This is a genomic window from Aeromonas sp. S12(2024) (assembly GCF_041402305.1).
Taxonomy (GTDB): Bacteria; Pseudomonadota; Gammaproteobacteria; order Enterobacterales; family Aeromonadaceae; genus Aeromonas; species Aeromonas veronii.
Window position 1 is genome coordinate 97,063 of record NZ_JBGLRB010000011.1, and the last position, 21,294, is coordinate 118,356.

General features: G+C 57.3%; 21 protein-coding genes. 8 read left to right on the top strand and 13 right to left on the bottom strand.

All coding sequences use genetic code 11. The features are described 5' to 3' along the window. Positions 1 to 4: 4 nt before the first annotated feature. The 3 genes from ACB035_RS12245 to ACB035_RS12255 form a co-directional block, all read right to left on the bottom strand. The gene (locus ACB035_RS12245; RefSeq protein WP_005339712.1) at positions 5 to 445 is read right to left on the bottom strand and encodes a DUF2489 domain-containing protein; all 441 of its coding nucleotides are present in this window, start codon (positions 443 to 445) and stop codon (positions 5 to 7) included. Between the two features lie 11 nt (positions 446 to 456). Then, complete coding sequence (yihI, locus tag ACB035_RS12250) at positions 457 to 1,044, bottom strand: Der GTPase-activating protein YihI (protein ID WP_108613527.1); 588 nt, start codon at positions 1,042 to 1,044, stop codon at positions 457 to 459. Between the two features lie 836 nt (positions 1,045 to 1,880). Next, positions 1,881 to 2,498 (bottom strand): cytochrome c, encoded by a 618-nt coding sequence (locus ACB035_RS12255; RefSeq protein ID WP_005339710.1) that lies wholly within the window; start codon positions 2,496 to 2,498, stop codon positions 1,881 to 1,883. 142 nt (positions 2,499 to 2,640) lie between these two features. On the opposite strand from ACB035_RS12255, the gene yihA reads away from it, so the two are divergent. Then, positions 2,641 to 3,297 (top strand): ribosome biogenesis GTP-binding protein YihA/YsxC, encoded by a 657-nt coding sequence (gene yihA, locus ACB035_RS12260; protein ID WP_026034975.1) that lies wholly within the window; start codon positions 2,641 to 2,643, stop codon positions 3,295 to 3,297. Positions 3,298 to 4,073: 776 nt separating this feature from the next. On the opposite strand, the gene ACB035_RS12265 is transcribed toward yihA, so the two are convergent. The 9 genes from ACB035_RS12265 to ACB035_RS12305 form a co-directional block, all read right to left on the bottom strand. After that, positions 4,074 to 4,334, bottom strand: a complete 261-nt coding sequence (locus ACB035_RS12265; protein WP_019445781.1) for a DUF1488 domain-containing protein — start codon at positions 4,332 to 4,334, stop codon at positions 4,074 to 4,076. Further along, entirely contained in the window at positions 4,331 to 5,152 is an 822-nt protein-coding gene (aroE, locus tag ACB035_RS12270; protein ID WP_371167375.1) for a shikimate dehydrogenase, read from the bottom strand. Before aroE ends, ACB035_RS12265 begins: the two co-directional genes overlap by 4 nt. Positions 5,153 to 5,255: 103 nt before the next feature. After that, complete coding sequence (hemF, locus tag ACB035_RS12275) at positions 5,256 to 6,164, bottom strand: oxygen-dependent coproporphyrinogen oxidase (protein WP_371167376.1); 909 nt, start codon at positions 6,162 to 6,164, stop codon at positions 5,256 to 5,258. Positions 6,165 to 6,276: 112 nt separating this feature from the next. Next, positions 6,277 to 6,837, bottom strand: a complete 561-nt coding sequence (locus tag ACB035_RS12280) for a Sua5/YciO/YrdC/YwlC family protein (RefSeq protein ID WP_371167377.1) — start codon at positions 6,835 to 6,837, stop codon at positions 6,277 to 6,279. 135 nt (positions 6,838 to 6,972) lie between these two features. Then, positions 6,973 to 7,476, bottom strand: coding sequence for a 5-(carboxyamino)imidazole ribonucleotide mutase (gene purE, locus ACB035_RS12285; RefSeq protein ID WP_005339704.1), 504 nt, complete (start codon positions 7,474 to 7,476; stop codon positions 6,973 to 6,975). A 74-nt stretch (positions 7,477 to 7,550) separates the two neighbouring features. Beyond that, on the bottom strand, positions 7,551 to 8,108 hold the full coding sequence (locus ACB035_RS12290; protein WP_129504918.1) for a type I DNA topoisomerase: 558 nt from the start codon (positions 8,106 to 8,108) through the stop codon (positions 7,551 to 7,553). Between the two features lie 55 nt (positions 8,109 to 8,163). Continuing rightward, positions 8,164 to 8,637, bottom strand: a complete 474-nt coding sequence (locus ACB035_RS12295) for a DUF494 family protein (protein ID WP_005339699.1) — start codon at positions 8,635 to 8,637, stop codon at positions 8,164 to 8,166. Continuing rightward, positions 8,630 to 9,745, bottom strand: coding sequence for a DNA-processing protein DprA (gene dprA, locus ACB035_RS12300; RefSeq protein WP_371167378.1), 1,116 nt, complete (start codon positions 9,743 to 9,745; stop codon positions 8,630 to 8,632). The genes ACB035_RS12295 and dprA overlap by 8 nt, the downstream gene beginning before the upstream one ends. 1 nt (position 9,746) lies before the next feature. Continuing rightward, complete coding sequence (locus tag ACB035_RS12305) at positions 9,747 to 10,838, bottom strand: LysM peptidoglycan-binding domain-containing protein (protein ID WP_005339696.1); 1,092 nt, start codon at positions 10,836 to 10,838, stop codon at positions 9,747 to 9,749. 108 nt (positions 10,839 to 10,946) lie between these two features. On the opposite strand from ACB035_RS12305, the gene def reads away from it, so the two are divergent. From def to ACB035_RS12330, 5 genes are all read left to right on the top strand, one after another. Continuing rightward, positions 10,947 to 11,459: a peptide deformylase gene (def, locus tag ACB035_RS12310; RefSeq protein ID WP_005357510.1), complete on the top strand. Its 513-nt coding sequence runs from the start codon at positions 10,947 to 10,949 to the stop codon at positions 11,457 to 11,459. Positions 11,460 to 11,471: 12 nt separating this feature from the next. Continuing rightward, positions 11,472 to 12,416: a methionyl-tRNA formyltransferase gene (gene fmt / locus ACB035_RS12315; RefSeq protein ID WP_005357507.1), complete on the top strand. Its 945-nt coding sequence runs from the start codon at positions 11,472 to 11,474 to the stop codon at positions 12,414 to 12,416. A 60-nt stretch (positions 12,417 to 12,476) separates the two neighbouring features. Then, entirely contained in the window at positions 12,477 to 13,769 is a 1,293-nt protein-coding gene (gene rsmB / locus ACB035_RS12320; RefSeq protein ID WP_128834727.1) for a 16S rRNA (cytosine(967)-C(5))-methyltransferase RsmB, read from the top strand. A gap of 87 nt (positions 13,770 to 13,856) precedes the next feature. Continuing rightward, positions 13,857 to 15,233 (top strand): Trk system potassium transporter TrkA, encoded by a 1,377-nt coding sequence (gene trkA, locus ACB035_RS12325; protein WP_005339689.1) that lies wholly within the window; start codon positions 13,857 to 13,859, stop codon positions 15,231 to 15,233. A gap of 96 nt (positions 15,234 to 15,329) precedes the next feature. Further along, positions 15,330 to 16,772 (top strand): TrkH family potassium uptake protein, encoded by a 1,443-nt coding sequence (locus ACB035_RS12330; RefSeq protein ID WP_042054858.1) that lies wholly within the window; start codon positions 15,330 to 15,332, stop codon positions 16,770 to 16,772. A gap of 241 nt (positions 16,773 to 17,013) precedes the next feature. Here the strand turns inward: ACB035_RS12330 and typA are convergent, their stop codons facing one another. Continuing rightward, on the bottom strand, positions 17,014 to 18,825 hold the full coding sequence (typA, locus tag ACB035_RS12335; protein WP_005339679.1) for a translational GTPase TypA: 1,812 nt from the start codon (positions 18,823 to 18,825) through the stop codon (positions 17,014 to 17,016). Between the two features lie 351 nt (positions 18,826 to 19,176). Between typA and glnA the strand changes: the two genes are divergently transcribed. Both glnA and ACB035_RS12345 read left to right on the top strand, forming a co-directional pair. After that, entirely contained in the window at positions 19,177 to 20,586 is a 1,410-nt protein-coding gene (glnA, locus tag ACB035_RS12340; protein WP_005339672.1) for a glutamate--ammonia ligase, read from the top strand. 115 nt (positions 20,587 to 20,701) lie between these two features. Continuing rightward, positions 20,702 to 21,280, top strand: a complete 579-nt coding sequence (locus ACB035_RS12345) for a DUF4124 domain-containing protein (RefSeq protein ID WP_005356205.1) — start codon at positions 20,702 to 20,704, stop codon at positions 21,278 to 21,280. Positions 21,281 to 21,294 lie beyond the last annotated feature (14 nt).

Consider the following 21,294-nt stretch of genomic DNA (forward strand, 5'->3'; position numbering starts at 1 on the left):
TGGCTCACCGACCTAACTGAAAATCCTTCAGCTGGGCCACATCCTTGAGGATCTGGGCCTCCAGCTCGGCCTCGTAGCCGCTGCGTTCGAGATCCATCTTCATCACTTCATTGCGCTTGAGGGCGCGTCTGGCCTCATGAGTCGGCATATCTTTCACCTTCTCATACAGCCCGTACAGACCCGGGAACTCGGCAACGAACGCTCGCCCCCCCTTGATCTGCAACGCATCCAGCAGATTGGTCAGCCGAATGGCGCCTTCGGAGTAATCGCACTGCCCCTCCTGCACCGCATGGGCAATGACCCGTACGCTCTCCAGAATTCGCTCATTGCGAGCAGTTATAGCCTGCCACTGCATCGCTTGCTGTCGCCTCAGTCTGGCCAGCAGCATGCCTGCATAGATGGCCAATCCTGACAAAATCAGGCCGCCCAACAGGGCGGCCAGCATCCATCCACTCATCACTTTTTCTTCGGCTCAGGCTTGGGTTCCGGCTTGAAATCAACCTGGTTGAAACGGTCCCACAACTCCTCTTCGGAGGCTGGTTTCTGCTCGTCGAACTCGGCATCATCGCCATCATCAAACGGCAGCTCATCATCTTCATCATCGTCGTTGTCGATGATGCCCAGCTCATCCATCAGCTCCTGATAACGGTCGACACGCTGATCAACCCAGGCCTGCTCGGCCGCTTCCAGGGTTTCACCTGCATCAAGACGATCCAGCAGATCATTCAAGCGGTCATCGTTTTCGATGGAAGCCAGCTCCTGCTCGGGGGTCATCACCAGCTTCTTCTCTTTCACCGCCTTGGGGGCTGTCGGCTTCTTCTGTTTGTCATCCACCACCAGTACCACCGGCTTGCGGGAACCGATACGCGGATCTTTGGACTGGCTATTGCCAGACTTGCTCTTCGGCTGTTCAACTTGCTGACGAGAACCAGCCTTCAGGCCTTTGCGCTTGGCTGCCCGTTTACGCTCACGGCCTTCCTGAGCACTGACATCAGATTCTTTGCGCTTGCCAGTAGGCTTGCGAGTGGGTTGTTTGGCAGACATGAATGGCTAACTCCGAAAATAACTGGTTTGACCCGTACCCGGGATGATCTCACCCGGTGGGATACGATGCGAGGAACAGTAAGGCTGGAACAAGAGCAGGATCCCGCACCAATCAGGCCCAATCAGGCCACTGAACACCGCAGGATCGGTATCCTCTGGGCATGTTGCTGGTATTTTGACACAGAATGGCTGATCGGGTTAATGACCCAAAAGAAAAAAGGCAGCCGAAGCTGCCTTGATATGCTCATGCGTGCGCCATCCTGAATGGGAAAACAATCTGTTTCGTCCTCTCCGTGACAACTTGTCGCCGCATCATATCGTTGTGTGGTCATCCTGACCTTATATTGGTCGTTCCTGAATGTGCGTGTGCCTGTTTGACCCATCTCGACCGCATCCTGCCATCGTGCCGGGGAGTCTGCATCCCGCAACCCCATCCCGCTCCGGAGATGGTCACCATCCTGATCCTTCAATCCTTTGCCAGCTCATCCGAGCCCATGGCATCCCGCCACGCCAGCCATCCTCTGCTCACAACACCCTGTCGTGAAACCGCCACCCAATCCGTGGGTGAATCCATTAAGCCTACTGTACCAACTCTATAAAGCGGCTCAATCCACTCAAAACATTCTCAACATGTCGAAAAATATCAATATTCATATAATTTATTGATAAATAATGATTATTTAATATTTTATGCAATTTTATGAGCCTTGACCTGCCTTGAGAATGGGAGATCTCTTACAGAACGGGGGGATTAAACCGAGAATTATCTGAAAGCCATAAAAACAACGGGGAGCCCAAGCTCCCCGTTTCAACTCAAATCGACCGTATCGACTATATCAGTGCAGACCCGCCACATATTTGGAGAGGGCTTCGATATCCTGATCAGTCAGTTTCTTGGCAACATCCCGCATCATGCCATTCGGATCGTTGTCACGCGTCCCGGCACGGAATGCGGTGAGCTGAGCCTTGATATAGGCAGGATGCTGGCCGGACAGGTTGGGATACTTCGCCTGTTCGACACCAGAGCCACGGGGACCATGGCAAGCCGTACAAGCTGCCAGACCGCGACTCATGTCACCACCCATATAGAGTGCCTTGCCCGCTTCGACCACGTCGTCAGGGACAGCGATAGGGGTAACCTTCAGGCTGGAGAAATAAGCCGCCAGATCATCCATGTCCTGTTCCGACAAAGGTAACGCCATCGGCCCCATCACTGGCGCAACCCGGCCAATTTGACCAGAAGCGGCAGCCTTCAGTTCAACTAACTGCTTTTTGATATATGATGCGTGCTGACCAGCAATTTTGGGGTACATATCAACCAGGCTGTTTCCGTCCGGTCCATGACAAGCCGCACAAACGGCAGCCTTGGTCTGTCCCGCAGCGGCATCGCCCTTGGCTTGTGCCATCCCCGTTACGCCAACCATCAGAGCAAGAGTAATGACTAGGTTCTTCATGGCGTTCCAACTTTTCGTTATTAGGCTTCCAGATCCCATGCCGCTGAAGGCATGTTAAAATAAACGCGTTTAAGCGACGCTATTTTACACCATTTTACAAAAAAGTAACTCTATAACCCTCTATCTCCATGGGGAATTTACGTTGGATACACAAACTCTGAATTTCAATAAGGTGCATTTTGTGACCAGCGCACCCGACATCCGTCACCTGCCAAATGATGGGGGTGTCGAGATCGCGTTTGCCGGCCGTTCCAACGCCGGTAAGTCATCTGCATTGAACACCTTAACCAAACACAAGAACCTGGCGCGCACCAGTAAGACACCTGGTCGTACCCAGCTGATCAACCTGTTTGAGCTGGAACCGGGCAAGCGTCTGGTCGACTTGCCGGGTTATGGTTATGCGCAAGTTCCGCTGGAAATGAAGCTCAAGTGGCAAAAGTCACTGGCAGAGTATCTGCAGCGCCGTGAGTCATTGAAAGGTCTGGTGATCCTGATGGACATCCGCCACCCGCTCAAAGATACCGACATGAACATGCTGGAGTGGAGCTCGCACCGTCAGTTGCCCGTCATGCTGCTGCTGACCAAGGCTGACAAACTGAGCCCCGGCCCGCGCAACAACCAGGTGATCAAGGTGCGCCAGGCCGTTGCCAACCTTGGTTCCCAGATCCAGGTCGAAGCGTTCTCCTCCCTCACCAATATCGGTGTGGAGAAGCTGGCGCAAACCCTGACCGAATGGTACGTCAGTGGTGACGATACCGACCTGCTGGACGCTGATGAACAGCAACCTGCCGAGGAGTAATCTACTCCTCGCTCTCCTTGCAATTGGCGGAGCACTCCTCCGCTGATTGAAAGGGTTTCAGATTGCCGCTTTCACCTGCCTCACGACAAATACCCCGCATTCACCTCCCCTGATATATCCAATACTGCTTAAAGTTCATATAGATAGGCAGTTAATTCACAAAAATAATTAACTTAAGCAGGCGTTGATAGCGTTTTCAAATTCGTTCTTTCAAAACGAACAAGAATTACAAAAAGAGACAAAAATGAAATTTAATTACAAGTTCTAACCGAAAGGGATAAAAATGAGGCCGGACGACAGTGGTGCCATCCAGCCTGAAATAATAAGTTCAAAAAATTGGGAAGAAGCTGAATCTTGAGTACCAGACGACAGGTATTCCTCAAGAAGCAGCCTCATTCTATCAAATGCATCGCCAATTTAAAGCATTTACTCTAAATGATGCGCATAAAAAAACACCCCGACGAGAACCTCATCGGGGCAGCTATTCAGCCACATTCAATTACGTGAAATAAAAGGTCTGAAAGATAGAACATCTTACCTCTGTACCCTACGCAGACAACTGTACAGCAAAGCAGCAGAAAGTGAAAGTAATTTATGTAATTTAGTTTCACAACTTACAGATTAAGAAAAAACCTTTTACTTTCATGCAGATAAAAAAATCCCCAGTACGAATACCGGGGAGTTATAAAGGTGACTAGCTAGCACTTCCTCAACTATCTAGTTAGTCAGCGCCATTTCAAAGTAGTTCCGCTACAAAACAAAAAAACTTTGAAAAATCAGAGGTAGATAGCGCCATCTTCAGCAAACTCTTGTTCTTCAATGAGTTTTTCAGCCATATCTTCAATATCAAAACGTACACTTTCGAAGGCTCTGACGATGTCATCCTCCCTCGTCAGCGCCAGACCTGTCATTCTCTCCAGCCGCCGCTGACTGATGTAACAATCTATCAGCGCCCCCATCTGCTGGGCAGGAAAACGCACCCGCTGTTCGTCAGCCTGCCACTCCATCAGATCAGGAAACAGAATACCCTGGTTCATATCACCCCCAAGTTACGCTTCAACTCTCTCAATACCTGTTTAGTCCCGGGACGAATTCCGCGCCACACGGTAAACGCTTCGGCGGCCTGTTCCACCAGCATGCCGAGTCCATCCATGGTTTGACGGGCCCCATGCTGTTTGGCCCAACAGATAAACGCCGTATCCGAGGCGCCATACATCATGTCGTAGATGGCAATATCAGTGTGGATCAGGGCAGGGGCCAACGGCGGCAGCTCTCCTTGCAGGCTGGCAGAAGTCGAATTGATGACGAGATCGAATGGCCCTGCCAACTGCTCATAGATCTGGGCAGTCACAGGCCCCAGATCGTGGAATTCGGCAGCCAACTGTTGCGCTTTTGTGTGGGTACGGTTGGCGATCACCAGCTCGCTCGGCAGCTCTGCCAGCAGCGGCGCCAATGCACCGCGAGCCGCGCCACCGGCACCCAGCAGCAGGATCCGGCTATCCGCCAGCGTCACACCATGGGACTTGAGATCGGCGACCAATCCGGCACCATCGGTATTATCCCCCAGCAACACGCCATCATCGGTCAGCTTGATGGTATTGACCGCGCCCGCCCGCTTGGCCCTCGGGCTCAAGCGATCGACCAGAGTGAATGCCTGCTCCTTGAAGGGAACGGTGACATTGCATCCCTTGCCCCCTTGGTCAAAGAAGGTGCGCAGGGCTTGGGCAAACTCGTCGACGGCGGGTTCAGCCAACCCATACTCCAGCTCTTGCTGGGTTTGTCTGGCAAACAGGGTGTGAATGAAGGGGGACTTGCTGTGGCGCACCGGGTGGCCAAAAACCAGATAACGATCCATCAATGAATTCCATCAGAGGGCAATATTCCGATTTAACGGGTTTTCACTCTCGGGAACAAGCCGAATAACGGCCAGTAAAAAGGGACCATCATGGTCCCTCGGGTCACAGCCACTCTCGCGGCGTGAGGTAATCGGTGTAGAGCAAGGCTTCAGGAGTGCCCGCCTCCGGCTGCCAGTCATACTCCCAACGGGCCAGCGGTGGCATCGACATCAGGATCGACTCGGTACGTCCGCCGGTCTGCAGCCCGAACAGGGTGCCCCGGTCATACACCAGATTGAACTCCACATAGCGACCGCGACGATAGAGCTGGAACTCCCGCTCCCGCTCGCCATAGGGCAGCGCCTTGCGTCGTTCGATGATCGGCAGGTAGGCATCGAGATAACCCCGACCTACCGCTTGCATAAAGGCAAAGCAGTCGGCAAAAGGCCAGCAATTCAGATCGTCGAAGAAGAGACCGCCCACCCCTCGTGTCTCGTTGCGGTGCTTGAGGAAGAAGTAGCGATCGCACCAGGATTTGAACTCGGGGTAGATCTCATCACCGAACGGCTGGCAGAGATCACGGGAGACCTGATGCCAGTGCTGCACATCCTCGGCAAACGGATAGAAGGGCGTCAAATCGAAGCCACCGCCAAACCACCAAATGGGCTCTTCGCCTTCCTTCTCGGCGATGAAGAAACGGACGTTGGCGTGGCTGGTCGGCACATAGGGGTTGTGCGGATGGATCACCAGCGACACGCCCATCGCCTCGAACTTGCGACCGGCCAACTCTGGCCGATGGGCTGTAGCAGAGGCAGGCATGGCATCGCCATAGACATGGGAGAAGTTGACGCCCCCCTGCTCGATCACCGCGCCGTGGCGCAGCACACGGGTGCGACCACCGCCACCGCCTTCACGGCTCCAGGCATCTTCCACAAAGGGTCCACTGCCATCGGCCTGCTCCAGACCACGGCAGATCTCGTCCTGCAACTGCAACAGGAAGGCCTTGACCTGGGCCACATCCGGTTTGCTCATCTTGTCTCCAGTCAGGCAGGATCGTGAACGCCCTGTCCATTTTTATAGTTAAATCAATCAGATGAGCTCACCGCTCAGCAGATTGATAGCAAATCATGACGTATCCGCCCGCTCAGGAGGGGCGGATAATGGCGCCGGTTCGGGCGTCCTTGATCTCGGAGGGGTTAGCTTGACCACCCACTTCACCGGGCAGGATATAGGCCAACTTGCTTGCCAGCCGCTCACCAATATCGGCCACCCGACGGGCAGGCACCTCACCGGTCAGGTTGGCGCTGGTAGAGACCAGCGGCTTACCAAAGGCACGGCACAACGCCTGTACCTGAGGATGAGCCGTCACGCGCACCGCCAGTGTCTCGAACTGCCCGGTCAGCCAGGCCGGCGTCGTTGCACGGGCAGGCATGATCCAGGTAAAGGGGCCGGGCCAGCTGGCTTCAACCCGAGCCAGTTGCTCACCGCTAAGTTGGCTCAGATCGATGTAGTCCTGCAGCTGTGCCATGTCGGCAGCAATCAGGATCAACCCCTTCTCTACCGGACGCTGCTTGATGGCCAGCAGTCGCTGCACCGCCACTTCGGAGTCGGGATCACATCCCAGACCAAACACGGCCTCGGTCGCATAAGCGATCACCCCTTCCTGCTGGAGGGCGGCAACCGCCTGTTCAAATTCATTTGGCATAGGAAAAATGCGGCAGCCAGGCTGCCGCCTCGTCGCTTAGTAGCAAGTTGAATCCATACGGCGGCGACCACAACAAAGTGACGTTTTGCTGTAGCACAGGAAAAATACGACACATCCGGATCGCCACCCGTTCACTTACTTGAGTTGAGCCTGCAGGGCGGCATCCTTGGCCATCACCTCTTCGGCATTCTTCTGGCGTTCGGCCCGAACCTTGGCCGCCAGTTCATCATCGGCTACTGCCAGCATCTGGGCTGCCAGATAACCTGCGTTCTTGGCACCGGCTTTGCCGATCGCCACGGTCGCTACCGGCACACCACCCGGCATCTGCACGGTGGAGAGCAACGCATCCAGCCCCTTGAGCGGGCCACCATCGATGGGCACCCCGATCACTGGACGAGTCGTGATGCCGGCTACGGCACCCGCCAGATGCGCCGCCAGACCGGCAGCACAGATAAAGACCTTGCAGCCACGGGCCTCGGCATCGGTCACATACTGATGGGTCGCAGCCGGCGTGCGGTGCGCGGAGGTGACTTTGACTTCCACTGCGATATCAAATGACTTGAGCACCTCGAGGGTGGTCTGCATCACGGGGAAATCAGAATCAGAGCCCATCAATACGGCAACAAAGGGTTTATTCATGGTGGGAATTTCCTTACTCCAAGTGGGGGGTTGAAGTTCACCGAAAACGTTTCAATCCGGTTGCGGCGGCGGGATTATACCTGCTCACTTTGGTGGCCGCATTTCTTTTGCGGACAGACCCAACGCAGAGTTCCCCTCACTTTTTTCTCTACCATGATGCCCCAACCACACGCGGGGCAAGGCATGGGGATCGGCTTGTCGTTCACCACATATTTGCAATGGGGATAGCCATCACAGGAGTAAAACTGCTTGCCGTAGCGGGAGGTGCGGCTCACCAGATGACCCTTGCTGCACTCGGGGCAGAGGATCTGGGTATCATCGCTCTCCTGCAGGGATTCGATGTGCTGACAGGCCGGATACTGAGTGCAGCCGACAAACAGACCGTAACGCCCCTTCTTGATCGCCAGCGGCTCTCCGCAATCGGGACAGGCAGAGCCTTCGAGCACCTTTTCGATGTCGCGGCCGGATGGCGTCAGGGAGCGAATGTAATCACAGGCAGGATAGGCAGAACAGCCGAGAAAGGGGCCATGTTTGCCCTGGCGGATCACCAGCTCGGCCCCGCACTGCGGGCACGGCTCGCGCTCGAAGGCATGTTCGTGGGCTGAAAAGAGGTGATGATCGATTTTTGACATGGGCCGCGCCTTGAAATCCAGATGGCCTGAATTCTACCAGCGCGGCACCGGACTGTCAGTGAATGACGCCGTCTGACTCATCAAACACCAGCTCTTCCATCTGCTGGTAGGCATTTTCACTGCCCGGCACGTTGAACAGCACCATCATGACGACCCACTTCAGGTCATCCAGCTCGATATCCGGCTTGTCCAGCTCGAGCAGGCGCTCGATACAGATTTCGCGGGTTTCGGCATTCAGCACCTGGGCCTGTTCCAGAAAGAGCAGGAAGCCGCGGCACTCGGTGCTGAGGCGTGCCAGCTCTTGCGGAGCGTAGATACGCATCGAGCCTTGCGCGCTGGCGGTGACATAGACCTCCCGCTCGCTATCGTGCAGATTGGCCAGCCGCTCCAGCCAGTCGAGCGCCTTGTCGATCTCTTCTTTATCGAAACCGGCCCGGCTCAACTCGTCGGTGAGCTCATCCTGCTCGACCATCACATCTGCATCGCTGTGGATGTAGGTCTCGAAAAGGTACATCAATACATCAAACATGATTCGCCCTCCTCGCTCTGACGTATCCACCGGCTACCGCCATCACTGCACCGGCCAGCTCCAGCTCTACCAACCTGCCCAATACCACTTCGACAGGAAGCTGGGCCCGTTCGGCAACGGTATCCACGCTCGTGGTCTCATAATCTACGTTATCCAACAAATCGGCATAAGGCAATTCGCTATTATGCGGTTGCTCAGATGGTATGGCCGACGAATGTGGCCGTGCGACCCACTCTGGCAGCTCTTCCACTATATCGGCCGCACTCAGCACAAGTTTGGCCCCCTGCTGAATTAATCTGTTGCACCCTATTGCCTGGGCGTTTTGCGGGGCACCGGGTACTGCAAACACTTCACGCCCCTGTTCAAGCGCATAGCGAGCTGTGATCAGCGAACCGCTCTGCTCGGTCGCCTCCACCACCAGAGTTCCCAGCGACAGACCACTGATAATACGGTTGCGACGAGGAAAATGTTCAGCCAGCGGCCCTTTATCCGGCGCCAGCTCGGAGATAAGCAAGCCACCACTCTCCAGAATCTGACCTGCCAGCCCCTGGTGGCGTTTGGGGTAGAGGCAATCCAGCCCGGACCCCAACACGGCAAGGGTAATACCGCCACAAGCCAGCGCTTGCTGATGGCAAACACCATCGATACCGAGCGCAAGGCCCGAGGTGATAGCTAACCCGCATCCAACCAGCTCGCTACAGAGGCGGGATGCATTATCTTTGCCTGCATAGGTAGGATGGCGTGTCCCCACCATTGCCAGCTGGGGTAGCGACAGCGTAGCAAGATCGCCACGACAGTAGAGCAACAGGGGGGCCGCGGGAATGTCCCGCAACAAGGGTGGATAAATCGGGTGATCTTGCGGAATAAGGATATTGTCAGGCAAAGCGGCCCAAGCCAGGCTCTGCTCAACCACCGGCGAGGGCCAGCGCAGTTGTTTGATCTGCTCTGACAACAACCCCATACCATGCAGTTGCGCTTCATCGCTCTGAAACAGGGCCTCAATACTTCCCCCGGCCCGCTCCAACAGACGTGCAGCGGTCACCGGACCGATACCGGTGACCGCATCGAGAGTGAGCCAGAGCGCCAGACGCGCGTCGGGGTAGTTCACGTCAGAAGTGAGTGACCTGATAACCCGCACTCACCATGTCGTTACTCTGCATGATGAGACCGTAACTCAGCTTGTCATACACCTTGAACAACATGACGCGGGCAATCGCTTCAGAGGGCAGTGGTGCCTTCTTGTTGCTGCTGTAAAACACCCGGTTAAAAACCGACGAGAGCTCCTTGTACTGCACATCGCCATTCTTGGTGACCAAGGCAGCACCGGGCCGTCTGACATCCAGTACATCCCCGGCGACCAGTTGATCGCGGCCACCCCGGTTGATCAGCACCACATCAAACTTGCCACCACCCCGGGTCTTGTTCGGCAAATCGATGATATAGCCCGGCGTGATGGCAGGTGCCGCTTTCGGTGTGAAGACGGCGGGCATGTTCTCCTGAGCCGGCAGCGGCATCACCTTGTCGCCCTGCAGCACTTCGCGCTGGTTATGAGTGAGGGTAACTTCAGTCCGATCGCCATCAAGACGCGCCACGGCCCGCACCACACCGGCAAAGATCGCCTCCTGGCCCAGCAGTTCACCGGTTTCGCGATCCTTGTAGACCACTCCGGGATGATAAATGCCATAGACCTGCCCCGGTGTCAGGGAGCCCTGCACATAGAGGGTGTCCCCCTCCAGCATGCCGATATGTTTCTGATCCGACCCCAGCAGATAGGGCAAGGTTTTCTGCTGCTGGCTGTCAGCCAGAATATGGTCGGTTTGCAGGAAGGGGCCTATCTCGCTGATAGGCAGGGTCGGAATGGGGTTGGCTTTGTTCTCGTAACGGGTTTTCGGACCGAGACGGATAACTTGCTTGCCACCCTGCATCGCCTTGCCGAGTCGGGGTTCACCATTGACCCAGCTCAGATGCAGTACATCACCGGGGTAGATCCAGTGAGGATTGGCAATCTGCGGATTGATATTCCAGAGACGGGGCCAGAGCCAGGGTTCGGAAAGATACTTGCCGGAGATATCCCACAGGGTGTCGCCTTTTTGCACTACATAGCTTTCGGGGTAACCCGCTTTCAGCCTCAGCTGATCGGCCAGTGCTGCCTGACTCACGGTCACCAGCAGGCAGGCGAGGATGGTTTGCTTCAGATACATAACACTCCCTGTTACTTCTGTACGCAAAGTGTTGCTGTTTTTTGTCGGCGTAAATGACTAGAATTACGCCAATATTGACTGCATTTATACGAAACTAAAGAAAAAACTATGGCCATTCTAGATGTATTGCGTTTTCCCGATGAGCGCCTGCGCACCGTTGCAGCCCCTGTCGAGACCTTTACACCCGAGTTACAACAGATTGTAGATGATATGTTCGAAACCATGTACGCGGAGGAAGGCATTGGCCTGGCCGCGACTCAGGTCGACATTCACCAGCGCATCATAGTGATCGATGTCTCTGAAAACCGTGAAGATCCTCTGGTATTGATCAATCCGGAGGTCATCGAGCAGTGCGGCAGCACCGGCATTGAAGAGGGTTGCCTCTCCGTGCCCGGCAGCCGTGCTCTGGTGCCTCGCGCCGAACAGATCAAAATCCGCGCCCTGGATCGCAACGGCAAGCCGTTCGAGCTGGAAGCCGACGATCTGCTCGCCATCTGCATCCAGCATGAGATGGATCATCTGGTCGGCAAGCTGTTTGTGGATTACTTGTCCCCGCTCAAGCGCCAGCGCATTCGCCAGAAGCTGGAAAAGATGGCCCGTGAAGATCGCAAAGTCCTCTGAGGATCTGCCCCATTGAATAAGCTGAAACTGATTTTTGCCGGTACTCCCGACTTCGCCGCCCGTCACCTGGCGGCGTTGTTGTCTTCCGACCACGAGGTCGTTGCCGTTTATACCCAGCCTGACAAGCCTGCTGGCCGTGGCCAGAAGCTCACTGCCAGCCCGGTCAAAGAGCTGGCACTGGCCCACAACCTGCCGGTTTACCAACCTGCCTCTCTGCGCAAGGAAGAGGCGCAAGCCGAACTGGCCGCCCTTGGCGCCGACCTGATGGTGGTGGTGGCCTATGGCCTGATCCTGCCCAAGGTGGTGCTCGATACCCCGCGTCTGGGCTGCATCAACGTCCATGGCTCCCTGCTGCCCCGCTGGCGCGGCGCGGCACCGATCCAGCGCTCCATCTGGGCGGGCGATGCCGAAACTGGCGTCACCATCATGCAGATGGATGTGGGGCTGGATACCGGTGCCATGATCCGCAAGGTCAGCTGCCCCATCGCCGCCGACGAGACCTCCGCCAGCCTCTATGACAAGCTGGCCGAGCTGGGCCCTCAGGCACTGGTCGACACCATCAATGCCATGGCTGCCGGTGAAACCGCTGCCGAGGCACAAGATGATGCGCTGGCCAACTACGCCGAAAAGCTCTCCAAGGAAGAGGCCCGCATCGACTGGTCGATGGAGGCTGTTGCCATCGAACGCTGCATCCGCTCGTTCAACCCCTGGCCCATCAGCTGGTTTGAAGTGGCTGACCAGACCGTCAAGGTATGGCAAGCCGCCGTCATTGACAGTGACCACGGCCAACCCGCCGGCACCCTGCTCAAGGCCGACAAGCAGGGGATCGATATCGCTACCGGCAAAGGGGTACTGCGCCTGCTAACCCTGCAACCGCCCGGCAAGAAGGCGATGTCCGTTTCGGATCTGCTCAACTCTCGCCGCGACTGGTTTGAACCCGGCACGCAATTGAATTGAACTGGATTGAATTGACACAAGCGGGGCCCAGGCCCCGACTTGCGCATCTAAGGTAACTCTATGAAAACACGTGCACAGGCCGCTCTCGTTATTCAACAGGTGCTGGATCAGGGTCAATCCCTCTCCGCTGTTCTGCCTGCTGCCCAGGAGAAGGTTGCACCTCGCGATCGCGCTCTCCTGCAAGAACTCTGCTACGGCACCCTGCGCTGGCTGCCCCGCCTTGATGCGGCAGTCAACGAGATGATGGACAAGCCGCTCAAAAACAAGAGCCGCATTTTCCACTACCTCATCCTGGTCGGTCTCTATCAGCTCATCTACACCCGCATTCCGGCTCACGCCGCGGTGGCCGAGACCGTCAACGCCGTCAAACTGCTCAAGGGCACCTCCCTGCGTGGCCTCATCAACGGCGTGCTGCGCAACTTCCAGCGCAGCGCCGAAGTCATTCTGCTGCGTATTGACCGTGTTCCCAGCATTCGCCTCGGTCATCCGGAGTGGCTCACCAAGCGCCTGCGTCAGGCCTATCACGATGAGTGGGAATTCATCATGGAGGCGAACAACCAGCGCCCCCCCATGTGGATCCGCAACAACAGCCAGCGCCAGAGCCGCGATGCCATGCTGGCTCGCATGGCCGAAGCCGGCATCAATGCCGTGGCCGGTGAAGAGGGCGAGGATTGCATCCTGCTGGAGCGTCCCTGCGATGTGACCAAGCTGCCCGGCTTCGAGGTCGGTGACTGCTCGGTACAGGATGGTGCAGCACAGCAGGCCGCGGCACTGCTCGACCCGCAACCGGGCGAGTGGGTGCTGGATGCCTGCGCGGCCCCCGGCGGCAAGACTGCCCACCTGCTTGAGCGTCAGCCCAAGCTGGCTGGCGTGGTTGCCGTCGATGCCGACGAAAACCGCCTCAAGCGGGTGCAGGAGAACCTGGACCGCATCGGCCTGAGCGCCAAGGTGATCCATGGCGATGCCGCGGCGCCGGAACAGTGGTGGCCGGAGGGCCAGTTCGACCGCATCCTGCTGGATGCCCCCTGCTCCGCCACCGGCGTGATCCGCCGCCACCCCGACATCAAGTGGCTGCGCCGTGATCAGGACATCCGCGAGCTGGCCGAGCTGCAGCGCCGCATTCTCAATGCCCTCTGGGGCAAGCTGAAAAGCGGCGGCACCCTGCTCTACGCCACCTGCTCCGTATTGCCGGAAGAGAACCGCGAACAGATCCGCGCCTTCCTTGCCGCGACCAAAGATGCCAAATTGGTACCGTTGCACGAACAGGACACCCCGGACTGCCCGGGTCGCCAGTTCCTGCCGGGTGAAGCCGAGATGGATGGCTTCTACTACGCCAAACTGGTCAAGCTCTGAGCCGGGCATGACAAACCTCATTCGGGAGAGCCGCCAGCTCCGTTCTGGCGCTCCCCTTTACAGCCTCAACGTGAGTAGACGTTCCCTATGAAAATCATCATTTTGGGAGCCGGCCAGGTCGGCGGCACCCTGGCCGAGAACCTGGCCGGGGAGAACAACGACATCACCATCGTCGACACCGACAGCGAACGCCTGCGCGAACTGCAGGACAAGTTTGACCTGCGGGTGGTCAACGGTCATGGCGCCCACCCCAAGGTGCTGCGCGAAGCGGGTGCTCAGGATGCCGACATGCTGGTCGCCGTCACCAACAGTGACGAGACCAACATGATCGCCTGTCAGGTGGCCTACTCCCTGTTCAACACCCCGAACAAGGTGGCACGGATCCGCTCGCCGGCCTATCTGACCGAGCGAGATCGCCTGTTCCTGCCGGAATCGGTGCCGGTGGATCACCTGATCGCGCCGGAGCAGTTGGTGACCGACTATGTACGTCGCCTGATCGAATATCCGGGCGCCCTGCAAGTGGTTGATTTCGCTGGAGGCCGCGTCGGTCTCGTGGCTGTCAAGGCCTACTACGGTGGCCCGCTGGTGGGCAACGCCCTCTCCACCCTGCGCGAGCACATGCCCAACATCGAGACCCGGGTAGCGGCCATCTTCCGTCAGGGCCGCCCGATCCGCCCGCAAGGGACCACCATCATCGAAGCGGATGACGAGGTCTTCTTCGTCGCCGCCGCGGGCCATATCCGTGCCGTGATGTCGGAGCTGCAGCGCCTAGAGAGCCCCTACCGCCGCATCATGATCGTCGGTGGCGGCAACATCGGCGCAGGCCTCGCCCGTCAGCTGGAGAAGCGCTACAGCGTCAAGCTTATCGAGCGCAACCAGAAGCGGGCGGAGCAGCTCTCCGAACTGCTGGAGAACACCATCGTCTTCTGCGGCGATGCGGCGGATCAGGAGCTACTGGCCGAGGAGCACATCGACCAGATCGACGTCTTCATCGCCGTGACCAACGAGGATGAGGCCAACATCATGTCGGCGCTGCTCGCCAAGAAGATGGGCGCCAAGAAGACCATGGTGCTGATCCAGCGCGGCGCCTACGTGGATCTGGTGCAGGGTGGCTCCATCGATATCGCCATCTCGCCGCAGCAGGCCACCATCTCGGCCCTGCTGACCCACGTGCGCCGGGCCGATATCGCCAACGTCTACAGCTTGCGCCGCGGTGCTGCCGAGGCGATCGAGGCGATTGCCCATGGTGACGAGAACACCTCCAAGGTGGTCGGCAAGACGGTAGGCGAGCTCAAGCTGCCGCCGGGTACCACTATCGGTGCCGTAGTGCGCGGCGATGAGGTACTGATCGCCCACGATCGCACCAAAATCCAGCAGGATGACCACGTGGTCATGTTCTTGGTGGACAAGAAGTACATCCCGGAAGTGGAGCGGCTGTTTCAGCCAAGCCCCTTCTTCCTGTAACGTCTTCATGCGCACAGGCTGTCAAACCAGACCCGGCTCAGCTCCCCCAAGGGGATGGTCCGGGTCTTTTGTTAATCAACGACCAGGTTATCGAACATGATCAAGCTGCGTCCCATTATCTTCACTCTCGGGCTGGTGCTCTCCAAGCTGGCGCTCTTCATGTGGCTGCCCACCTTGCTGGCACTACTCACCGGGTCAGAGGGATTTGTCGAGTTTCTCAAGTCCGTGCTGATCACCCACGGCGCTGCCCTGCTCTGCCTCCACTACGGTCGCAAGGCGGAGTTTCATCTGGGGGTGCGGGAGATGTTCCTGCTCACCACCTCGGTTTGGGTGGTGGCCTGCGCCTTCGGCGCCCTGCCCTTTGTCTTCATCACCCACATCAACTTCACCGACGCCTACTTCGAGACTATGTCTGGGGTAACCACCACGGGCTCCACCGTGCTCTCCGGCCTCGACAACATGGCCCACAGCATCCTGTTGTGGCGTTCCATCCTGCAGTGGCTGGGCGGGGTTGGCTTTATCGTGATGGCGGTTGCCGTGCTGCCCTACCTCAACGTCGGCGGCATGAAGCTGTTCCAGACCGAGAGCTCGGACTGGTCAGACAAAAGCGCCCCGCGTGCCAAGACGGTGGCCAACAACATCGTCGTGGTCTATCTGGTGCTCTCCATGCTCTGCTTCATGGCCTACTGGGCCAGCGGCATGAACATGTTCGAAGCGATCAACCACGCCATGACCACTCTCAGTACCGGCGGCTACTCCACCTCCGATCAATCCATGTCCCACTTCTCCAACTCGGCACACTGGATTGGCACCCTGTTCATGTTTCTCGGCGGCCTGCCCTTCCTGCTCTATGTGCAAAGCCTCAACCACAGGGACTACAGCCTGTTCAAGGATGCCCAGGTGCGCGGCTTCTTCTGGCTGGTGGTCTGGGTTACCGTCATCATGACCTTCTATCTGTGGGAGAGAGACCTGTTCGGCTTCTGGGATGCCCTGCGCATCAGCTGCTTCAACATCGTCTCGGTGCTCACCACCACCGGCTACGGCCTTGGTGACTTCGGCACCTGGGGGCCGCTCGCCAGCATCGTCTTCATCGTGCTGCTGGCTCTTGGGGCCTGTTCAGGCTCCACTGCGGGTGGTCTCAAGATCTTCCGGGTACAGGTGGCATTCGCCCTGTTCAGAAAGCAGATGCGCCAGCTGATGCACCCCTCTGCCGTCTTCCCCCAGAAGTACAATGGCCGGACGGTCAATGACGCCATCATCCGCTCGATGATCTCCTTCGTACTGGCCTACTTCGCCATCATTCTGGTGATAGCCGCACTGCTGGGCGCCATCGGGCTTGACCCCCTGACAGCCATATCCAGCTCCATCACCGCCGTTGCCAACGTTGGCCCGGGCATGGGCCCAGTGGTCGGCCCCAGCACCAACTTTGCCAGCCTGCCGGAATCGGCCAAATGGCTGTTGTCATTCGGCATGCTGCTGGGACGACTGGAGATCCTGACGGTCGCCGTGCTCTTCTTCCCCTCCTTCTGGCGCCAGTAATCCCTCACTGCAAGCCAGCAAAAAGCCGCAGCGTTCACCCGCTGCGGCTTTTTTATCTCACCCATCCCCACGACCTTCGCTCTACGCTCATCAGCCCCATTACCGGATGGCCTGAACGAGCTCATCAGGATGACCAGAGCGGATCACAGGCATAAAAAAACGGACCCAAACCAGAGGTTTGGGTCCGTTTATCAGTGAACCGTCAGCGGCCACGAAGGCTGCCGAGGCTCAGCACATGGCATTAACCACGGCCAGAGCGCTTACGATCCAGCTCAGTCAGCAATTTCTTGCGGATACGGATGTTCTTCGGAGTCACTTCTACCAGTTCGTCGTTATCGATGAACTCGAGAGCCTGTTCCAGAGTCATGCGGATCGGCGGAGTCAGCACTTGAGCTTCGTCGGTACCGGAGGCACGCATGTTGGTCAGCTGTTTGCCTTTCAGGCAGTTAACAGTCAGGTCGTTGGAACGGGAGTGAATACCGATCACCTGGCCTTCGTACACTTCGGTCGCGTGACCGATGAACAGACGACCGCGGTCTTGCAGACCGAACAGGGCGTAGGTCAGAGCCTTACCGGTTGCGTTGGAGATCAGCACACCATTCTGACGCTCGCCGATGCTGCCACCCTTGTGCGGACCGTAGTGGTCGAAGGTGTGGTACAGCAGACCGGTACCTGAGGTCATGGTCATGAACTCGGTCTGGAAACCGATCAGGCCACGGCTCGGGATCATGAAGTCCAGACGGACACGACCCTTGCCATCCGGAGTCATGTTGGTCATTTCGCCCTTACGCAGACCCAGTTGCTCCATCACGGAACCCTGGTGCGCTTCTTCAACGTCCACAGTTACGGTTTCGAACGGTTCTTGCAGAACGCCATCAACGGTACGCAGGATTACTTCCGGACGGGACACAGCCAGTTCGTAACCTTCGCGACGCATGTTTTCGATCAGGATGGAGAGGTGCAGCTCACCACGACCGGATACACGGAACTTGTCCGGATCATCAGTCTCTTCCACGCGCAGGGCCACGTTGTGGACCAGCTCCTGGTTCAGACGCTCTAGAATGTTACGGGAGGTCACGAACTTGCCCTCTTTACCGGCGAACGGTGAGGTGTTGACCTGGAAGGTCATGTTCACGGTCGGCTCGTCAACGGAGAGCGGCGGCAGGGCTTCAACGGCACCGTTATCACAGATGGTGTCGGAGATTTTCAGCTCGCCCAGACCGGTGATAGCGATGATGTCACCCGCTTGCGCGTCGGTAACTTCAGTACGGGACAGACCCAGGTAACCCAACACCTGACCGACTTTACCGTTACGGGTCTTGCCGTCGGCACCAACGATGGTGACTTGCTGGTTGGTCTTGACGCGACCACGGGTGATACGGCCGATACCGATAACGCCCACGTAGGAGTTGTAGTCCAGCTGGGAGATCTGCATCTGGAAACCACCTTCGGCATCAGCCTTCGGCGCTTCAACGTTGTCAACGATAGCCTGGAACAGCGGCTCCATGTTCTCGGACTCGACGTCCTGATCCATGGTGGCCCAACCGTTCAGTGCAGAGGCGTAAACAACTTTGAAATCCAGCTGTTCGTCAGTCGCGCCCAGGTTGTCGAACAGGTCGAATACCTGATCCATTACCCAGTCAGGACGAGCACCCGGACGGTCAACCTTGTTGATGACCACGATCGGCTTCAGACCCTGAGCGAACGCTTTCTGGGTCACGAAACGGGTTTGCGGCATCGGGCCGTCTACGGCGTCAACCAGCAACAGCACGGAGTCAACCATGGACAGTACGCGCTCTACTTCACCACCGAAGTCGGCGTGACCCGGGGTATCAACGATGTTGATGCGGTAGTCATTCCAGCGGATCGCAGTGTTCTTGGCGAGAATGGTGATGCCACGTTCCCGTTCCAGATCATTGGAGTCCATGATCCGTTCCTGGCCTTCCGTGGAGCGGTCCAGGGTGCCGGACTGCTGCAGCAGCTTATCAACCAGAGTCGTTTTGCCGTGGTCAACGTGCGCAATAATCGCAATATTGCGTAAATTCTCTAACATTCTCGCCTCAATCACCGGGTAAAATTGGGCGCTAATTGTACTCTTGCCTTTGTGATCTGCCTAGCAGAATTGCAGTACATTCGCGCATAACAACAGATCTGGATCATAGACCTCTCTGACAAACCCTGCTTAGATGGGCGGTGACCGTATTTCGCGCACCATTACAGTGCACCAAAACGATCCACCATCGCACTAAATTGATGCAACGCGAGTCGAGATCGCCTGATTTTGGGGAGCCTCTTCAGCGAGATTGCCCTGAAATCAAGCTGTCACAAACTTGGCACGATACTGGCTTGTGTGAATACGACGACGCATTCACCCAGAGAGTTTTAACACCGGAGGTTACTTAGCATGTCAGCCCAGAACGTTTTGGCCCTGATCCAGGAACACGAAGTCAAGTTTGTTGATCTGCGCTTTACCGACACCAAGGGTAAAGAGCAGCATGTATCCATCCCTGCTCACCAGGTTGATGAAGATTTCTTCGAAGACGGCAAGATGTTCGATGGCTCCTCCATCGGCGGCTGGAAAGGCATCAACGAATCCGACATGGTACTGATGCCGGACGCAGCCTCCGCCAAGCTGGACCCGTTCACCGAAGAGACCACCCTGAACATCGTTTGTGACGTACTGGAGCCTGCCACCATGCAGGGCTACGACCGCGATCCGCGCTCCATCGCCAAACGTGCAGAAGATTTCCTGAAGTCCAGCGGCATCGCTGACACCGTGCTGTTCGGGCCGGAGCCGGAATTCTTCATGTTCGACAACATCACCTTCTCCAACACCATGGGCCACAGCTTCGTGAAAATCGAATCTGAAGAAGCCGCATGGAACTCCGGCACTGCCTATGAGCATGGCAACAAGGGTCACCGTCCGTTCGTGAAAGGCGGTTACTTCCCGGTTGCACCGGTCGACTCTTCCCAGGATATCCGCGCCGCCATGTGTCTGGTGCTGGAAGAGATGGGCCAGGTCGTTGAAGCTCACCACCACGAAGTGGCCACTGCCGGTCAGAACGAGATCGCTACCCGCTTCAACACTCTTACGCTGAAAGCTGATGAAGTGCAGGTACTGAAGTACGTGATCCACAACGTGGCCCACGCCTACAACAAGACCGTTACCTTCATGCCGAAACCCATGTTCGGTGACAACGGCTCCGGCATGCACTGCCACCAGTCTCTGGCCAAGAACGGCGTCAACCTGTTCGCTGGTGACCTGTACGGCGGCCTGTCCGAGATGGCTCTGCACTACATCGGCGGTATCATCAAGCACGCCAAGGCCATCAACGCCTTCGCCAACCCGACCACCAACTCTTACAAGCGTCTGGTTCCGGGTTATGAAGCACCGGTCATGCTGGCCTACTCTGCCCGCAACCGCTCTGCCTCCATCCGTATCCCGGTGGTACCGAGCCCGAAAGCCCGTCGTATCGAAGTGCGCTTCCCGGATCCGGCTGCCAACCCGTACCTGGCCTTCGCAGCCCAGCTGATGGCCGGTCTGGACGGTATCATCAACAAGATCCATCCGGGCGATGCCATGGACAAGAACTTGTACGACCTGCCGCCGGAAGAAGCCGCAGAAGTGCCGACCGTTGCCGGTTCTCTGGACGAAGCCCTGGCCGCTCTGGATGCTGACCGCGAGTTCCTGACCCGTGGCGGCGTGTTCAGCGATGACTTCATCAACTCCTATCTGGAACTGAAACAGCAGGATGTTGACCGTGTGCGCATGACCCCGCACCCGCTGGAGTTCGAACTGTACTACTCCGTCTAAGTCTCAGCAGACTGGCCGTTTAAATCTGGTCAGCTTGCTTAATCGTGACAAAACCCGCCATCTGGCGGGTTTTTTCTCTGATAGGATTAAGCAAAATACCGTCAAGGAGAGATGGATGAACAACAAGCATGGCATAGGGGTGCTCAGCCTCCTGTTGCTGACCTCGTTCGGTGCGGACGCGGCCAAGGTCTACTCCTGGGTCGATGGTAATGGCATCACCCACTACTCGGATGCGCCACCACCCGGCAAAAACGCCAAAGAGGTCGATCTGCGGGTCGCCCCGCTGCTGGGCAGCAGCGCGCCCAGATCGGTGCAGGTGGATAACTTCAACAGCCTGACCGGCGCCGATGCCAAGAAAGAGAAAGAGGCGGCCAAGCTGACTATCGAACTGCTCTCCCCGGAACAGGGCAGCACCCTACGCGACAACACAGGCAACATCGTCTTTCAGGGCACCATCAGCCCCAAACCTCCGACCCAGTATGATGTGCGCCTGACCCTGGATGGCAAAGCCGCCCCCATCGTCAGCAACAGCCTCTCTGTCCGCGTCGAAAACGTCGATCGCGGCGCCCACGAAGCTCAGCTCGAGCTGCTCGCCAAAGACGGTACGATCCTTGCTAAATCCAGTGCAGTCACCTTTTACCTGCATAGAGCGAGCGTGACGCCGGCTCCCAAACCCACCCCCAAAGCCGACTAGGGGTGATATAGCGC

Excerpts from the sequence above, each read along its gene's own strand:
- ACB035_RS12245 (WP_005339712.1), bottom strand. The coding sequence starts at position 445 with ATGCTGGCCGCCCTGTTGGGCGGCCTGATTTTGTCAGGATTGGCCATC.
- ACB035_RS12295 (WP_005339699.1), bottom strand. The coding sequence starts at position 8,637 with ATGTTTGATGTATTGATGTACCTTTTCGAGACCTACATCCACAGCGAT.
- hemF (WP_371167376.1), bottom strand. The coding sequence starts at position 6,164 with ATGAGCAAACCGGATGTGGCCCAGGTCAAGGCCTTCCTGTTGCAGTTG.
- rsmB (WP_128834727.1), top strand. The coding sequence starts at position 12,477 with ATGAAAACACGTGCACAGGCCGCTCTCGTTATTCAACAGGTGCTGGAT.
- ACB035_RS12280 (WP_371167377.1), bottom strand. The coding sequence starts at position 6,837 with ATGCCAAATGAATTTGAACAGGCGGTTGCCGCCCTCCAGCAGGAAGGG.
- trkA (WP_005339689.1), top strand. The coding sequence starts at position 13,857 with ATGAAAATCATCATTTTGGGAGCCGGCCAGGTCGGCGGCACCCTGGCC.
- aroE (WP_371167375.1), bottom strand. The coding sequence starts at position 5,152 with ATGGATCGTTATCTGGTTTTTGGCCACCCGGTGCGCCACAGCAAGTCC.
- yihI (WP_108613527.1), bottom strand. The coding sequence starts at position 1,044 with ATGTCTGCCAAACAACCCACTCGCAAGCCTACTGGCAAGCGCAAAGAA.
- ACB035_RS12345 (WP_005356205.1), top strand. The coding sequence starts at position 20,702 with ATGAACAACAAGCATGGCATAGGGGTGCTCAGCCTCCTGTTGCTGACC.
- glnA (WP_005339672.1), top strand. The coding sequence starts at position 19,177 with ATGTCAGCCCAGAACGTTTTGGCCCTGATCCAGGAACACGAAGTCAAG.
- ACB035_RS12305 (WP_005339696.1), bottom strand. The coding sequence starts at position 10,838 with ATGTATCTGAAGCAAACCATCCTCGCCTGCCTGCTGGTGACCGTGAGT.
- def (WP_005357510.1), top strand. The coding sequence starts at position 10,947 with ATGGCCATTCTAGATGTATTGCGTTTTCCCGATGAGCGCCTGCGCACC.
- purE (WP_005339704.1), bottom strand. The coding sequence starts at position 7,476 with ATGAATAAACCCTTTGTTGCCGTATTGATGGGCTCTGATTCTGATTTC.
- ACB035_RS12255 (WP_005339710.1), bottom strand. The coding sequence starts at position 2,498 with ATGAAGAACCTAGTCATTACTCTTGCTCTGATGGTTGGCGTAACGGGG.
- ACB035_RS12290 (WP_129504918.1), bottom strand. The coding sequence starts at position 8,108 with ATGTCAAAAATCGATCATCACCTCTTTTCAGCCCACGAACATGCCTTC.
- typA (WP_005339679.1), bottom strand. The coding sequence starts at position 18,825 with ATGTTAGAGAATTTACGCAATATTGCGATTATTGCGCACGTTGACCAC.
- ACB035_RS12265 (WP_019445781.1), bottom strand. The coding sequence starts at position 4,334 with ATGAACCAGGGTATTCTGTTTCCTGATCTGATGGAGTGGCAGGCTGAC.
- ACB035_RS12330 (WP_042054858.1), top strand. The coding sequence starts at position 15,330 with ATGATCAAGCTGCGTCCCATTATCTTCACTCTCGGGCTGGTGCTCTCC.